The organism is Streptomyces sp. NPDC127197 (assembly GCF_042672405.1).
GTDB lineage: Bacteria > Actinomycetota > Actinomycetes > Streptomycetales > Streptomycetaceae > Streptomyces > Streptomyces flavusporus.
Map to the genome: position 1 here is coordinate 100617 of NZ_JBHXVG010000014.1, position 15112 is coordinate 115728.

The following is a 15112-nucleotide window of genomic DNA, read 5'->3' on the forward strand; positions in this document are numbered from 1 at the left end:
GGGACACGCATCGTGCCGACCACCCCTAACCGGCCACCAACACCCCGCCAACGGCGATGATGTGACGTTGAACCCGACCCGGTACTGAACGAAGATGATGTTCTTCGATCGATGCCGGACACCGGACGTTCGGTGTTCGGCGTCCGACGCGGGGAGGGCCGGTGAGGTTCGCAGTACTGGGATCGCTGACGACAGTCGACGACGACGGCGTGGCCGTCGCCCTCGGCGGATCGAAGCCCCGCTCGTTGCTCGCCGTACTGCTGCTGGAGCCGAACCGCACGGTGCCGCTGGACACGGTGATGGCGGTGTTGTGGGGCGAGAAGCCACCGCCGACGGCCACTGCCTCGCTGCACAACCACGTCGCCCGGCTGCGGCGAAGCCTCCACGACGCCGGCGGCACACGGCTGCGCACCATGCCTCACGGGCTCGAACTGCGGGTCGGCGAGGGCGAGTTGGACCGTGACGTGTTCGAACAGCGGGTACGCCGAGCGCAGGAGGCCCGCAACCGCGAGGACTGGGAGGTGGTGGAGCGGAACGCCGGTGCCGCCCTGGCGCTGTGGCGCGGCGCACCGTTCGCCGATGTGCCCGCCCTCGCCGGCCACCCCGTGGTGACGTTCCTCCAAGAACAGCGGTTGCAGGCGCTCGAATGCCGCTTCGAGGCTCTCCTGCACCTCGACCGCCTCGACGGGCTCGCCGCCGAACTGGGCGTCCTGGTCAAGGAACATCCGTTCCGGGAGACGCTGCACCGCCAGCTGATGCTCGTCCTCGGCCGCACGGACCGCCGGGCCGAAGCGCTGGCACTCTTCCGGTCGCTGCGCCGGAGCCTGGTCGAAGAACTCGGGGTGGAGCCCGGCCCCGCCGTCCAGGACGCCCACCGGGAGGTGCTGCTCCGCAGCGCGGCCGTCCCCCACCGCGAGTCACCCGCTGTACCGCACCGCGCATCGGCGGGGACGCCCCCGCGGCTGGCGCAGCTTCCCGCGCCGCCCGGTGGCTTCGTCGGCCGTGCCGAGCACATGGCCGAGAACTGTACGGAGCTGGAGTCCGGTCGCAGCCGCACTGCCCTCGCCGTGATCAGCGGAATGCCGGGCGTGGGCAAGACGGCCCTCGCCCTGCACATCGCGGAACAGCTCCGGCATGCGTTCCCCGACGGCCAGCTGTATCTCAACCTCCACGGAGCCACACCCGGCGTGGCCCCCCTCGAACCCGCCGACGCCCTCGCCGTTCTCCTGCACGGCCTCGGGGTGGACGCCCGGCGGATCCCGTGCGATGTGGGGGCCGCCTCCGCCCTGCTGCGCTCCGCGCTCGCCCCCACCCGAACGCTGCTCGTCCTCGACGACGCGGCCTCGGTGAGCCAGATACGTCCGCTGCTGCCGGCCGGCGCCGGCTGCGCCGTACTGCTGACCAGCAGACGGCCGCTGGCCACCCTGGGAGCCGCCACGCATGTCCGGCTCGAGCCGCTCTCACCGCGGGACAGCGCCCTCCTGCTGGAGCGGGCCTCGGGCCGGTCCTGGGCCGCGGCCGACGCCGAACCAGTCGCCCGGCTGGTGGCTCTGTGCGGCCACCTGCCCCTGGCGCTGCAGGTCTCCGCAGCCCGTCTGAGGAGCCGGCGGACCCTTCTGGTGGAGAAACTGGTGGAACGCCTCGCCCGGCAGGAGGACCGCCTGGACCATCTCGAACTGGAGGACCTCAGCGTGCGCCGATCCCTGATGGCGGCCCATGAGGCGCTCCTGGGCTCGGACGACCCGCGCGACGGTGACGCCGCCGCAGCCCTGGTCCTCATCGGGGCGCTGGACCTGCCCGAGTACGGGGCACCGCTGATGGCCACCGCCATGGACTGCACGGAGCGCAGCGCCGAGAGGGCCCTGGACCGTCTGGCGGAGGTGGCGCTGCTCCAGGAAGTGGGCTGGGGCCGCTACGCCCCGCACGACCTGGTCCGCGACTTCGCCCGGGAACTCGCCGGCCGGCCGGGTGAGCAGGCCCGGAACGCCGAAGCCGCCGAACGGTCCCTGCGCTGGTACCAGGAACGGCTCGCACACTGCGCCGCGGTCCTGCGGCCGGGGACCGGGCGAGTGCCCGAGCACGCCGGGGGCCGGACCGGCACGGTCTTCACCGATACGGCGGCGGCACTCGCCTGGGGTGACGCGGAAGCGGCGAACCTGCTGGTCCTGGCCGGCTCCGGTGCGCACGGGCGCCTGGGCCCGACCCGTACCCTGGAGCTGATCAATGCCTTGTTCCCCTACCTGCACGACCGCGGCCGGGTGCAGGATCTCGAACGGCTGACGCGGCACGCCATCACCCTTGCCAGGTCCAGCGGCAACACCGCAGCCGAAGGCCGGGCGCTGGGCCACCTCGCCTCCGCGCACTACTCGGCCGGACGCGTCCGACAGGCACTGCTGCTTCTGGACGAGGCCGTGGAGCTCAGCGAGCACCTCGCCGACGACGTGGCCCGGATGCGTCACCTCGGCAACCGGGCCGCGCTGCTGCGCGAACTCAACCGGGACGCTGACGCCCGAGCGACGTTGGCACGGTGTCTCGCACTGCGCCCCGACCACCTCACACCCGGCGAGGAAGCGATGCTCCTCGGGCACCAGGGGTACGTGGCCGAACTCACCGACCTGCGCTCGGCCCTCTCGTACCACCTGCGCAGCAGGGAACGTGCCCGGGAGGCCGGCAGCGCCGTGATCGAGCAGGTCGCCCTGTGCAACATGGGCCGCACCCACCTGGGCCTCGGCGAGCCCGCCCGGGCCCTGCAGAGCTTCGAAGAGGCGCTGCGCGTCATGGCGGCCGGTGTGGCGCACTGGAACGCGGAGCGGGAGACGCGCCTGGGCCAGGCGCAGGCCCTGCGGGCGCTGGGCCGACTCGGACAGGCCGGGGAAGTGTGCACGGCGCTGCTCCAGGAAGCCGCCACGCGCGGCGACTCCTACGGTCGGGGCCTCGCCGAGTACGAGTTGGGGCATGTCCTGAGAGCACTCGGGGACGAACGGGCGGCCCTGGGCCGATGGGGCAGCGCGCTGTCCGCCCTGGAAGGAACGGACGCGCAGGTACTCGCCGACCTGCGTGCCCTGACGTCTGCCCCGACGGTCGCTGCCGACGGCTGACCGCTCGTCGGTGCAGTTCCCAGGCGGCTCCGTCCCCACGCAGGGCGCAGTCAGCGGGATGGGGTGATCCGTACGGTCTCGGCCCAGTCGGGGGGCTGAGGGGCGTCCTCACCGATCAGGGCGACGATCAGACGGCAGGAGACAGGTTCCGGGGGCCACGGGGTGTACCCGTCGGTGAGCACGACGACGATGTTCGGCGGTTCGGGTGCGGCGAGCGCATTCCGGATGCCGACGGTCATGTCCGTCCCGCCACCGCCGGCCAGTTCGACCTGGTCGACGGCGGTCACCCTGGCGACGGCGTGGACGTCGGCGTCGCAGGCGAGGACGGCGACCCGGTTACCGCCGACGCCCACCTCGCGCAGCACGCCGGACACCTCGGCGAGCGCGGCCGCGAGATCGTCCTCGCCCATCGAGCCGGAGGTGTCGACGACGATCGCCACGCGTGGCAGCGGTCGGCGCAGGCTGGGCAGCACCACCCGGCCGCCGAGGGCCGGGGTGCGGCGCGAGGGGCGCCGGTAGGTGTAGTCGACCGCACCGCCCGCCCACGCGGCGGCCTCGCGGACGGCGCCGGTCAGCGCCTTGCGCCAGTCGACGGTGGGTTCCAGGACCTCCTCCGCCCAGCGCCGCCAGCCCGCCGGAACCGAACCCCGGGAGCGTCGGTGGGCACGGACGGCCTGGGCGGTCTGGCGGCGCAGGGCCTCGGCCTCCACGGGGCCGAGCCCGGCCACGCCTTCGCCGCCCTTCTCCCCCAGGTCCCAGGGCACTGGGACGCCGTGCGCGCCGGACCCGCAGTCCACCGGGTGGAGGGACGTGGCCGGAATGCCGGGCAGGTACTCCTCGAAGAGTCCGCCCTCGGGCAGACCGAACATGCGGGGTTCCATGCGCCCTTCGGGCAGTCGCAGCCCGTCGGAGACCAGGTCGTCGTTGATCTCGCAGTCCTGGGCGATGTTGACCCGCAGGCGGTCGCGCTGGTCTGCCGCGGGCAGCCGGTCGGCCCGGCCGTGGTGGTCGCGCAGGAGGTGCGCCGCCTCGTGGATCCACACCCCGGCCAGTTCCTCGACGTCGGTCGCCTCGACGAAGTCGGGTGCGACGTAGCAGCGCCAGTACCGGTCGACGGCCATGGTGCGCACCTGCCGCGAGACGACGACTGTCAGGGCGTACAGGGCGGAGGCCAGGTACGGGCGTGCCTCGGCCGCTCTGTAACGCGCGGCCAGCAGCTTGGCGCGGTCCAGCCCGTCGGCCGGGCCCCCGGTGACAGCCATGGGGCCGGTCAGCGCGCGCCCGGCAGGGCGCCGGCGAGCTGGAGCAGTTCCAGGAAGGCGTCGATCCCGGGCGGGATCGGCCAGTCGGGCTCGCGCATCGCGGCGAGGTCGCGGGCGGCTCGCGCGGCCACGTCGGGCACTCCGGCGTCCACGGCCTTGGCGAGGACGTCCCAGCCCGCCTCCCAGCGGGGGCGAGTGGGTTCGCTCTGCACGGCGGCGACCACGGCGATGAGGAACGCCAGCTGGCGGTCGCCGCGTTCGGGGAGCGCGAAGGCCGACGGGTCGGCGAGCACCCGGTCGGGGTCGGGCAGGTCCAGATTCTCCAGGTACGACAGCAGCTCGATGCCGGCCGCCTCGCCGACGGCGCCCATCACGGCGGCGGCCTGCGCCTCGCGTCCGGCGCCGGACGCGTACCCGGCGGCGAGCAGGCGCAGCGCCATCTCCCAGGTGCGCGGGGAGGGCCAGGCGCGGCCGCGGCCCTCGGCCTCTTTCGGCATGTGGTGGACCAGGCCGGGCCGGGCGGTCAGGAAGCCGCTGATCACGCCTCGGGCGCGGGCGACCGCGCCGGGCACGCGGCCGGGTTCCACCGCGGGGAGGACCGTCTCGGGCCAGGTGCCTGCCATGCCGCGGGCCACGGTGCGCGGGTCGTGCGTCCAGTCGAGGTGGACGAAGCGGTTGGCGAGCGGGGGGCTGAGGTGCCAGCCGTCGGCGGCGCTGGAGGGCGGGTTGGCGGCGGCGACGATCCGCACCGACTCCGGCAGGGCCAGGCTGCCGACCCGGCGTTCGAGGACCACCCGCAGCAGGGCGGCCTGCACGGCCGGCGGCGCCGAGGACAGTTCGTCGAAGAACAGCAGCCCGTGCCCGGTGCGCGCGAGCCGGACGGCCCAGTCCGGCGGGGCCATCGGCACGCCCGAGGCCGCCGGGTCTTCGCCGACGATCGGCAGCCCGGCGAAGTCGGACGGCTCGTGGACGCTGGCGACGACCGTCTCCAGGTGCACGCCGAGGGCGGCAGCGAGCTGTTCCATGCCGGCCGACTTGCCTATGCCGGGCTCGCCCCACAGCAGAACGGGCTGATTCGCCGTCACGGCCAGGGCGAGGGCCTCCAGTTGGGGGTTGCCGGCCGGTTCGGTGCGGGTGACGCGTATGCGGGCGTTGAGGGCGTCGGCCGCCGCGAGAGCGGCGGGAACGGGAAGGGAACCGGTCATGCGTGAATGTCCTCGTCCTGTGCGGCCAGCTCTTCGTCCTCGTCCCAGTCGGGCTCGGAGTCCTGCTCGCTCATGTATTCGTCCCACCACTCGGAGCCGATGCCGGGGTGCTCCTGCAGCACGCGGCGGCGCAGGAACATCAGGTCGGTCCGTTCGTAACGGCGGATCACCTGGGCGAGGGAGAGCTCCATCTCGTCGATCACGTCGATCCTGGCGCCGGCGTCGAGGAGGTCCCTGACCAGGGCGGCGGACCCTCCGTAGTGGACGGCGCTCTGGAGCGGGGTGCGGTACGCCTTGTCCTGCGCCTCCAGGTCGAGCCCGGCGGCGAGCAGTCGCGGCAGCAGCTCCCGGTGGTCGAGCAGATGGAGGACGTGCAGCAGGCCGCGCCCTCTGCGGTCGCGGACGTGCGGGTCCGTTCCGGCGTCGAGCAGCGCCAGCACGGCGGGGGTGTCCCCGTGCTGGACATGCTGGAACAGCTCGCGCCGCTGGTCCCGCAGGGCGCGCGGCAGCCGTCCCTCGCCGCTGGTCCAGGCGTGCTGGGTGGCGAAGCAGCCGGACACGGTGCCGCCGAAGGCGCGCAGGGCGAGTTCGCGCTGCCGCTCCTGCTCGGTGTGCGGGATGTCGAGCACGCCGTTCCTGGACACGACCTCGTGCCATACGCCGCCGCAGCGGACGCGAACCGGCGCGGGCGTCGTCGGGCCGGGCGGGCCGACAGCGGGTCCGGCCTGCGGGAACAGCGCGGCGGCGACCAGCGGGTGCAGGTCCTCGGGCCGGATCCGGCCGGCGCGCAGCAGGCCGATGTCGGGCAGTCGCTGCCAGGCGTACGAGGGCAGGCGGGGGACGTCCTCCTCCTGGCCGCGGTCCCTGCCGACGACCTGGGCCGGGGCCCCGTCGGTGTCCGCGAGGGTGACCCGAAGGCAGCCGCGCCAGTCGACGGGGATGCGGAAACACGTGCCGCGTCCGGCGCGCTCCAGCAGACGGATCTCGGGGGCGATGCGGGTGAGGTCGGGTGCGACGTACGTGATGAGCTGGGCGACGTCGAGCTGCCGGTAGGAGCGCGGGCCCTGTGGCGGGGAGGTGAGGTCGAGGTCGAGTCCGGCGGCAGCGTACGCCTCGATGTGGGCGCCACGGGCCTGCAGGACGGCGACCCACTCGGCGCGGGCGGCCGGGTCGGCGGGGCCCGGGTCCTCGGCGGGCAGTTCCTCGACGGCGAGCGGGGTGCCGTCCGGGTGGAGGAACGGCAGCCGGCCGGAGTCGGCGGGGCCCGCGCTGTGGCGCAGTTCGCCGGTGCGGCGGACGTCCCAGAAGCGGCGGGCGGCGGTCCAGTCCTCGGTGACGTACGTCAGGCCGTGGAGCCGGTCGCGCGCGGGCGCGACGGCGGGACCGAAGTGCAGCCGGAGCCGCTGCGGTCCTTCCAGCATCGGGGAGTTCGTCAGCGACAGGACGGGGCCGGAGCTCCCGTATGCGGCGAGGACGACCCGCCGGCCGGGGGTGAGCGTGGTGTGGCCGCTGAGCGTGCGTGGCAGGTGCCAGCGCAGCAGGTCCGGTGCCAGGTGGCGCAGGTCGTCGGTCACCCGGGCCGCCGCGTCGGGGCCGTACCGGTCGGCGATCCGCTCCGGGTCGAGGTCGTCCGGGACGTCCACCGCGGCTGCGGCACAGGCGGCCCGCCAGTCACCTGCCAGGCGTGCTTGCGTGGCGCGTTCGATCATCCAGCCAGGGACGGCGTAGCGGCGGATGCGGGCCCAGGCGGAGGCGTCCTCGGGCGACAGGGCCGCGGGTGGCAGCGGACGACGGCTCATCGGTACACGCTGCCGATCGCACGCAGGTCGGGGTGGGTCGGCCGGGCGGGGCGCAGCCGCTCGGCGAAGGACCGCTTGACGCGACGGGGCAGGCCGGGGCCGAGGCCCACGTACTCGAGGCGGTGCCGCTCGGGCAGCGCGGCGAGCAGGCTCTTCGCGCCGCGGCCGGTGATGCCGGTGTGGCGCAGTTCGAGGCGGCGCAGCGGGCTGCCGGGCAGGGCGGCGGCCAGGGCCCGGGCGCCGTCGTCGCCGGTGGCGTTGCCGGTGGAGCCGAGGCTGCGTTCGGACAGGGCCCGGCCGAGATCGAGGGTCTCGATGCCGTCGAGGGCGTCGGCGAGGGCGCGGGCGCCTTCGGGGCCGATGCCGTTGCCGCCGAGGCCGAGCCGGACGGGCCTCGCGGGGTCGGTCGCGGCGGCCAGGACGGCGGTGCCCTCGTCGCCGAGGTGGTTCGCCGTCAGGTAGAGCTCACGGACGCCGGCGTCACGGACGAGGGCGGCGAGCAGCGGGGCGTCGGCGGCGGTCAGGCCGTTGCCGCCCAGGAAGAGCCGTTCGAGCGGGGCCTCCCGGTCCAGGAGGGCGTCGAGGAGCACCCGTACGCCCGCGGCGCCGATGCCGGAGTTGACGAGATCGAGGGTGCGCAGGGTGGTGTTGCGGCGCAGCAGCCCTGCGAGAGTGCGGGCACCGGTCTCCCGGACGGGATTCCGCTTGAGCCACAGGGCGCGGAGCGTGGTGTCGTCGGCGAGTGCCGCGGCGAGGGTGGTCACGCCGTCGGGGCCGATGCGGTTGCAACCGAGGTAGAGGGTGTGGATCCCGTGGGAGGCGCCGGTGTCCCGCGCGGCGACCAGGGCGTCGGCGACCGACCGGACTCCGTTGTCGCCGAGGGAGTTGGTGCCGAGGAGCAGATGGGCGGCGTGCGGGGAGGCGGTGGCGACGGGCAGCAGCCGGGCGGCGCCGTCGGCGCCGAGTCCCTGCTTGCACAGGTCCACCCGACCGTCGGCGCGCAGGGTGCCGAGCGGAAAGGTCTCGTCGTCGGCAACGGGCCGCGCGTCGGTGAGGCGGGCCATCAGCGGCCCGAGCTCCTCGGGGTCGGCGAGCGGCAGATCGGGGTGCTCGATCGCGGGGCAGCGCACGGGCGTTGTCGGCTGGGTCATCACCACTCCACCGGTCTTCGCCGGGGCCCGGCGTCCGCGTCGACATCAAGTAGACGCAAGACCGGTCGGATTCGAACCGACGTCCTCCAGCTCGATGCGTGGGCGCGACGACCTCTGCGCTACGGCCTTGCTGCGCACGATCATAGCCACACTCCGCACCTGATTTCGATCACCAGTGTGATGCGACTGCGCCGCGGTCTTCCGGGCGGCGAAGGCGTAGTCGGTGTGGAGCAGCGTGCGCTGCGCGACGGCGGGCATGTCGGCGACGGAGGTGTGCGAGAGTCCCGGGTGAACGGTGCCCTCAGCATCCACCTCGCGGCGTTGGCGGCGCGGCCGGGTGGCAGTCCGCACACCGGTACCCTGCGCAGGCGCGACAGGCTGACCGAGCGCCCCCTCACGCCTGTCTCCGGCAGTTGACGGTGCGCGGCGTGCAGCCAGGGGCCCGTGAGGTGGGCGACTCCGGGCCTTCACGAGAGGCCCTCGAACGCGAACCACGTACCGGCGGACTGCCAGTCGCGGTCCTCCCAGGCCCGACGTCGTTCGGCGTCCGGGTCGTTCTCGATGCGGCTTCCCCGGGCATCGAAGATCATCGTGGGTCGTTGCTCGCGGGAGTACGTGGGCCAGGCCGGCAGACCGGTGGCGCCGGGGCGTCCGGTGGTGACGAACGCGCCCCAGGTGTCGTGCATCCGCCCGGTCACCCCGTCGCCGCCCGGCCAGATGCCCATGGCGTCCGTGCCATGGAACGCCGGCAGCGATCCCGACGGGGCGATCTGCGAAGGCAGTCCGGTCAGTGGCCCGTCGTAGCGTGAGCGCCAGACCGGAGCCCGGGCCGACTGGGCCTCGGCAAGGCGGGTGGTGGGGATGGCATAGCGCTCGTCCGTCATGACGTCGAGCCGCAACCGCGCCGGAGATGACCTTGCCGACGACGAAGGCGACGACCGGGTGCCCGGCGAGGCGGGCGGTGGCGTACGCGCCGGTTGCTCCGGCGAGCGCCTGGTGGATGCCGGTCAGTTCCTCGCGGTAGCCGTACGCCTGGCTGGGGACGTCGACCACGGCGATGATCGGCCGCTTGGTCAGTTCCTCGCATCGCGGCCGCGCGTCGAGCGCCCGCACCACCACCCGGGCCGCCTCCAGCTGCGCCTTCATCCGTTGCACCCGGACCGCCGTGTGCTGAGGCGACAGCTCCGGGGCCGCGGCGACCTCGGACCGCGTCAGCTCGCCGACGCACTCCAGCCACCAGAGCGACAACAGCCCTCGGTCGTCAGGCTCCAGCCAGCGTGTCGCGCGTGCGGTCTCCTGGCGCTGCCCGGACAGCTGGAGCTGGACCATGGTCAGGTCCACGAAGTCGGCGCCCGGATCCGCGAGGTCCTCGGCCTCCTCGACGGCGCCCGGGGCCGACTGCCGGTCCTGCCAGTGCGCCCGGACCTGATTCATCGCGATCGCCACGATCCAGGAGCGGAAGCTCTCGGGAGCACGCAGACCGCCCAGTCCGTCAAGGGCACGGAGCATGTCGTCGACGTCGACCGAGCCGTTCAGAGCACGCCCCACAACGTTGTAGACCAGCGGGAGGAACGCGCTGACCAGGGCGTCCTGAGCCGCCAGGTCGCCGCTTCGGGCAGCGGTCACCAGTGCCGCCGGCTCCCTCGTGCGCTCTGTACTCATCAAAAACTTCCCTGCCCTGGATGCCGAACGATGCTGTCCGATACATGGGAGATCGATCGGTGAGCCTGGGATAACAGTTCTTCGGACGCATGTTCCTCGAGTGACTCACGGCGCCGACCCCGCGACGCCATGGGGGCCGTCACATCAGGGAACGGAGAGTTTCGGAGCGGAGGCATGGGGCTGCGCGCACTCATCGGCTAAGAACTACGGGGTCTCACCACATGTGCGCCTGACCTGCGTGTTCCTACGGTGTGCCCACACGTACCCGTCCCCACCGCACACGAGGAAGTGGCGCACATGGCCTCCGCAGCATCCGCTCCCCCAACGCCCTCGAACCTGAAGCGCATCGTCGCCGCCAGCCTCATCGGCGCCACCATCGAGTGGTACGACGACTCATTCGATCGGGGCTAGGACCTGCGGTTTTCCATGATTCCGGCCGCCGAAGTCAGCGCGGAACCAGCACGGGGATGGTGGCGTGCTGACTCGGTGCTGACCGACCTGCTTCTCAGCGCGCACCGCTGAGTCCGTTGACGCCGGGACGCCGTTACACAGCGTCGCGAACCCCGCCTCCGTCTCCAGGCTGTCCAACGTCGCGGATCCTTGCCTCCCGAAGGCAAGCGGATCACCGCGTCGAGTCAGTCGCGCAGGCTCGCCTCAGCCGCCCACAGACCATCGCCACGCACAGCGGGCCAACAGCAACCGCAATCTGTTCCGGCCCTCTTAGAAGTTGTTGTCGTTCCGATCTTGAGGGGTGTGCGTCGAACGGGAGTCTCGATCGGGTGATCGCAGCTAGGAACCGTTTCACCGGGCGCCGTGTCCTCCTTCGCGGAGGGTGGTTCCACGCCGCGGAACCACTGTGAAGGGGGATGGCCATGGGGCAGGTACGCGAGGGGGCACGGTTAGGGGCTTGGGCCGTCGGCGGGGTCATCGGTCTGGCAGTGTTGTACGTGATCGGGGTGTTCGCCTTCGGCGGCGCGGGGTGGATCACCGCCCCGTTCCGCGGTGAGGCGGACAAGCGCGAGAACACCGTCGGCTCGGGCGAGTTCCGTCAGACCACGTACGAGGAGTTCTTCGACCTGTGCGAGGCCGTGCAGAACGCCGAAGGGACGATCCAGGCGCTCCAGGAGGAGCGGAAGGCCGCTTCGGAGACTCGCACGACGCAGATCGACCAGTCGATCACCGCGTTGAAGGCCACGCGGATCGAGTCGGTCAACGCCTACAACTCGAAGGCCGCCCAGGAGCACCGCGCGCCCTTCCGTGACAAGGATCTGCCGTACCGGCTGGATGCCACCGCCGAGCGCACGACGTGCACCAACTGATCCCCATCTCATCCCGGGAAGAGGGCAGCACCGCATGAAGAAGTTCGCACGCATGGCCCTGGCCACCGTCGTCGCGCTCGTTGTGGGCCTTGCCCTGACGTCCTGCACCGACGACTCCAGCCAGGACAAGGAGAACAAGGCCAAGCAGGAGAACTACGACCACCTCGTGGCCCAGCAGCCGGCGGGCCGCATGGAGTACTCGCCGACCCGCGAAGCGATCAACCAGTGGATCAAGACGTGGGGGAAGCGGGGCAAACTCTCGTACGTCTACATCCAGAACGCCAACGGCGAGTACGGGTACTTCATCATGAAGGGTCTGCCGGTGCCGCGCTGCAAGATGCTCACTCCGACGGAGAAGGTGGAGTCCTCCTCCAACGGCATCGCGGTCCTCGCGCAGCCCGGCATGGACGGCACGTACAGTTCGGGTTCCACCTGCAATGCCTACTACGGTTTCGACGCCACGACGGGCGCGTACATGGAGTTCACGGTCGGCACGAACCAGTCGTTCTTCCTGTTCGACAAGCCCATGACGATGCCGGAGTACGCCAGCGCCAAGCAGTTGGGGCCGACCTCGGTGAAGGACATCGAGAAGTAACCTTGAGCGGTCGGGGGCCGGTTGGAAGAGTTCCGGCCCCCGCGTCCCGTGAAGCAGCATCGATGGCGCACCACGTAGGACACGGTCTAAGTGCAGGAGGGCAGGACGTTGGTTACGCCTTCGCGTAGCTGGGCCGCTGGCGGCTGCCTTCCTGCCTCGCCGTGGGGCCGGTGGTAGTTGTAGTGGATATTCCAGACTCCCAGGGCCTCGCGGCGCTGCGCTTCGGACAGCCAGGTGCGGGCGTAGAGGAACTCTTCGGCGATGATCCGGTTGTACTCAGGTTGAACTCGTGGAGTCCGTCAGGCCGTGACGGTTCTTGATCGCTGCGGTACGACGTCGTCATGCGGTACGCGCATGGGGGCGGGCTGACGCCCAAGGAGCAGCAGAAGCGGGAGCGGGTGCGTCTCCAGGCGGCTGAGCGGTTCGCTCGTGGTGAGAAAACCGAGGCCGTCGCGCGGGATCTGCGGGTGACGCCGCGGTCGGTGCGTCGCTGGCGGCGGGCGTGGCAGCAGGGCGGTGCGGATGCGTTGCGCTCGAGGGGGCCGGCATCGGTGGAGCGGCTGAGCCCGAAGCAGTGGCAGCGGCTGGAGCGGGAGTTACGGCGCGGTCCGCTCGCGCACGGCTTTGACGACGAGTTTCAGGGATGGACGCTGAAGCGGGTCAAGCTGCTGATCGGGCGGATGTTCCACGTCGGCTACACGATCCAGGGCGTATGGAAGCTGCTGCGCCGGCACGGCTGGAGCGCCCAGGTCCCCGTGCGGCGGGCCTTGGAGCGCGACGAGGAGGCGATCGAGGTGTGGAAGACGGAGGTGTGGCCGCAGGTAAAAGGACCGCGGCCCACCTGGGCGCCCACATCTGCTTCGAGGACGAGACCGGCCAGGGGCTGAGGCCGTCCAAGGGACGCACCTGGGCCCCGCGCGGACAGCGGCCGGTGGTGCGGGTACGCGGCCGCAACCGGGGACGGGTCAACATCGCCGGAGTGGTCTGCTACCGCGCCGGATACCGCTCCCGGTTCTTCTTCAAGCTGCACATCTGGCACGGGCGCCGGGGCGAGCCGAAGGCGTTCACCTGGCGCCAGTACCGCGACCTGATCGTCATGACCCACGTGCAGCTCGGCACTCCCGTGGTGGGGTGCTGGGACAATCTGAACGTGCACCTGGTCAAGGAGCTGGCCGACTTCGCCGAGGAGCACAAGGACTGTTACAGCTCGTCCAGATGCCCTCCTACGCACCGGAGTTGAACCCGGCCGAGGAGATCTGGTCGCTGCTCAAGCGGCACCTGGCCGACTTCGCCGCGGCTGATCTCGCGCACCTCACCCGCGTGATCAAGCGGAAGCTGAAGAAGATCCAGTACCGGCCCCACCTGATCGACGGCTGCCTGCCACCCACCGGCCTGATCATGGGTTACGACGCGACAGGTCCGTCGGACTCCACGAGTTCAACCTGAGTACTCGGGTGACGTCAAAACAAACCGACATCCCAAACTCGGTCAGAAGGTGACTCCCACAGTCACGTCGAAACGACTCCCGCCCCTGGTTACAAGGCCAACCTTCGGTGGACAGCGGAGCGTTGGCGTGCGCCATGGATGCCTTCCTGTCGAAAATCGAACGATGGCTGACCCGACGCCCCGTGCAGGTCATCGAGCACGTCCGTAATGGCCTGGTGAGGCGTGCCGCAGTTTTCGTCAGCTGAACTCGGCCGCGTGGTCGATGGCCCACCTCATGAAGGTGCCGGCCGGTCGGCCGGTAAGGCGCTCGACATGATCGGTGGTGCAGTTTGACTCTGGTCGCCGCATCGAGGCAGCGATCAGCGCTTCCACCAGCGGCTCGGGACGGCCGTCTGCGAGCATTTGTGATCGCGCGAGGTCAGCGGGGAGCGCCTGGAAACGCAGACGGCGCCGGAGAGCAGCACCGAGGTGAGCGACCTGGTCGGCGCGACTGAGGACCTCGGGTCCTGTCAACACGTACAAGCCCTGGTCCAGTTGGTCGCGTTGCGCGAGCAACACGGCTACGGCCGCATCAGCGACATCGCGCTCGTCGACGACGGCTGTGCGCGCCGCCTCCGGGCCTGACACTACGTCGCCCGCCCGCAACTGTGGTGCCCAGCCACGGGTGTTGGATGCCAATGTGTCGCTGCGCAGTACCACGGGCCGCAGACCGGCATCGTGGAGCAGGGCTTCCATGTCCGCGTGTACCTGAACGATCGGATCACTCTGGCGAGAGGCTTCGTCGTCTATGGCGGTCGTGGACAGGTAGACGACACGGGGTGCCGCAGTGATGAGTTCCGCAACCAGGTGGTGGGCAGGGGCGGAATCGAGCAGTGGCCAGATGAGAAAGACAGCGTCGATGCCCACGAGCGCCTCGCGGACAACAGTGGGGTCTGTGAGGTCGCCGACCACCGACTCGGCTCCGGGGCGCGGACCAGTCTGATGGCGCACGAGGCTTCGCACGCGCGCGCCGTGTGCTTGGAGACGGTCGACGACCTCACGGCCGAGGTTGCCGGCTGCGCCGGTGACCAGGATCGATGAACGGTGACGGGTGCCCGCGGAGCGAGTGGTATCAAGCATGATCGAGACGCTAAGGGTTCAGGTCGACATGAAGGCAAGGGCGTGTGGTGAAGACGATCGGGGAAGTAGCCGCAGAACTCGGAATCGAAGCCCACGTGCTGCGGCACTGGGAAGACGTTGGGGCCCTCACCGCGCGTCGCGACGGCAACGGGTACCGCATCTACGACGACAAGGCTCTGGAGCAGGCACGCACCGTGCTGAAACTGCGGCGAGTCGGGCTCTCGTTGCCCGAGGTCACCGCCGCCATGTCGCCGACGAAGTCGGCGGCACAGGCGGTCGTGAGGGCGAAGATCGCGGCACTCGAAAGTGAAGTCATCCAGAGACAGCAGGCGATTACCTTCCTGCAACACACCGTTGAGTGTCGGCATCGATATCTCGACGACTGCCCGGACTGTGCGACTTTCGTGCGTGAAGCTTGAGCCGCCCTCCGGCTGGGAAGCCCGAGCGCCGAGCAGT

General features: G+C 71.3%; 14 protein-coding genes and 3 pseudogenes. 8 read left to right on the forward strand and 9 right to left on the reverse strand.

Features of this window, described 5'->3' with window-relative positions; genetic code table 11:
* The first annotated feature begins 161 nt into the window (after positions 1-161).
* Positions 162-3098, forward strand: coding sequence for a BTAD domain-containing putative transcriptional regulator (locus tag ACFVJQ_RS22790; protein WP_385786247.1), 2937 nt, complete (start codon positions 162-164; stop codon positions 3096-3098).
* A gap of 50 nt (positions 3099-3148) precedes the next feature.
* On the opposite strand, the gene ACFVJQ_RS22795 is transcribed toward ACFVJQ_RS22790, so the two are convergent.
* The 5 genes and pseudogenes from ACFVJQ_RS22795 to ACFVJQ_RS22815 all read right to left on the reverse strand — a co-directional run bounded on the left by ACFVJQ_RS22795 (position 3149) and on the right by ACFVJQ_RS22815 (position 8644).
* Positions 3149-4360 carry a VWA-like domain-containing protein gene (locus ACFVJQ_RS22795; protein ID WP_385514051.1) on the reverse strand — a complete coding sequence of 404 codons (1212 nt, stop codon included), beginning with the start codon at positions 4358-4360 and terminating at the stop codon, positions 3149-3151.
* A gap of 8 nt (positions 4361-4368) precedes the next feature.
* Positions 4369-5565: an AAA family ATPase gene (locus ACFVJQ_RS22800; RefSeq protein WP_385514050.1), complete on the reverse strand. Its 1197-nt coding sequence runs from the start codon at positions 5563-5565 to the stop codon at positions 4369-4371.
* Entirely contained in the window at positions 5562-7364 is a 1803-nt protein-coding gene (locus tag ACFVJQ_RS22805) for an ankyrin repeat domain-containing protein (protein ID WP_385786251.1), read from the reverse strand. The genes ACFVJQ_RS22800 and ACFVJQ_RS22805 overlap by 4 nt, the downstream gene beginning before the upstream one ends.
* Complete coding sequence (locus ACFVJQ_RS22810; RefSeq protein ID WP_385786254.1) at positions 7361-8515, reverse strand: gala protein; 1155 nt, start codon at positions 8513-8515, stop codon at positions 7361-7363. The genes ACFVJQ_RS22805 and ACFVJQ_RS22810 overlap by 4 nt, the downstream gene beginning before the upstream one ends.
* Before the next feature lie 56 nt (positions 8516-8571).
* Positions 8572-8644: pseudogene (locus ACFVJQ_RS22815) on the reverse strand.
* Positions 8645-8692: 48 nt separating this feature from the next.
* Here ACFVJQ_RS22815 and ACFVJQ_RS22820 point away from each other — a divergent pair.
* Entirely contained in the window at positions 8693-8932 is a 240-nt protein-coding gene (locus tag ACFVJQ_RS22820; RefSeq protein ID WP_385786257.1) for a hypothetical protein, read from the forward strand.
* A gap of 50 nt (positions 8933-8982) precedes the next feature.
* Here ACFVJQ_RS22820 and ACFVJQ_RS22825 read toward each other — a convergent pair whose 3' ends face one another.
* Positions 8983-9399 (reverse strand): hypothetical protein, encoded by a 417-nt coding sequence (locus ACFVJQ_RS22825; protein ID WP_385786260.1) that lies wholly within the window; start codon positions 9397-9399, stop codon positions 8983-8985.
* Positions 9296-10177, reverse strand: a pseudogene (locus tag ACFVJQ_RS22830) (biotin-independent malonate decarboxylase subunit gamma); the annotation flags it as partial. The pseudogene ACFVJQ_RS22830 and the gene ACFVJQ_RS22825, both read right to left, overlap by 104 nt.
* Positions 10178-11043: 866 nt before the next feature.
* Here ACFVJQ_RS22830 and ACFVJQ_RS22835 point away from each other — a divergent pair.
* Both ACFVJQ_RS22835 and ACFVJQ_RS22840 read left to right on the forward strand, forming a co-directional pair.
* Positions 11044-11496 carry a hypothetical protein gene (locus ACFVJQ_RS22835; protein ID WP_385514045.1) on the forward strand — a complete coding sequence of 151 codons (453 nt, stop codon included), beginning with the start codon at positions 11044-11046 and terminating at the stop codon, positions 11494-11496.
* Positions 11497-11530: 34 nt separating this feature from the next.
* Complete coding sequence (locus tag ACFVJQ_RS22840; RefSeq protein WP_385514044.1) at positions 11531-12091, forward strand: hypothetical protein; 561 nt, start codon at positions 11531-11533, stop codon at positions 12089-12091.
* 86 nt (positions 12092-12177) lie between these two features.
* Here ACFVJQ_RS22840 and ACFVJQ_RS22845 read toward each other — a convergent pair.
* Positions 12178-12366, reverse strand: a pseudogene (locus tag ACFVJQ_RS22845) (integrase core domain-containing protein); the annotation flags it as partial.
* A 66-nt stretch (positions 12367-12432) separates the two neighbouring features.
* Here ACFVJQ_RS22845 and ACFVJQ_RS22850 point away from each other — a divergent pair.
* Genes ACFVJQ_RS22850 through ACFVJQ_RS22860 form a run of 3 tightly spaced genes read left to right on the forward strand, consistent with a single transcriptional unit; the run spans position 12433 to position 13537 of the window.
* Complete coding sequence (locus ACFVJQ_RS22850) at positions 12433-12978, forward strand: winged helix-turn-helix domain-containing protein (protein WP_385786263.1); 546 nt, start codon at positions 12433-12435, stop codon at positions 12976-12978.
* Entirely contained in the window at positions 12903-13331 is a 429-nt protein-coding gene (locus ACFVJQ_RS22855; RefSeq protein WP_385786266.1) for a transposase, read from the forward strand. Before ACFVJQ_RS22850 ends, ACFVJQ_RS22855 begins: the two co-directional genes overlap by 76 nt.
* Complete coding sequence (locus tag ACFVJQ_RS22860) at positions 13307-13537, forward strand: hypothetical protein (RefSeq protein ID WP_385786269.1); 231 nt, start codon at positions 13307-13309, stop codon at positions 13535-13537. Before ACFVJQ_RS22855 ends, ACFVJQ_RS22860 begins: the two co-directional genes overlap by 25 nt.
* 237 nt (positions 13538-13774) lie before the next feature.
* Here the strand turns inward: ACFVJQ_RS22860 and ACFVJQ_RS22865 are convergent, their stop codons facing one another.
* Positions 13775-14656, reverse strand: a complete 882-nt coding sequence (locus tag ACFVJQ_RS22865) for an NAD(P)H-binding protein (RefSeq protein ID WP_385786272.1) — start codon at positions 14654-14656, stop codon at positions 13775-13777.
* Between the two features lie 44 nt (positions 14657-14700).
* Between ACFVJQ_RS22865 and ACFVJQ_RS22870 the strand changes: the two genes are divergently transcribed.
* Positions 14701-15075 carry a MerR family transcriptional regulator gene (locus ACFVJQ_RS22870; RefSeq protein ID WP_385514040.1) on the forward strand — a complete coding sequence of 125 codons (375 nt, stop codon included), beginning with the start codon at positions 14701-14703 and terminating at the stop codon, positions 15073-15075.
* The last annotated feature ends 37 nt before the right edge of the window (positions 15076-15112 follow it).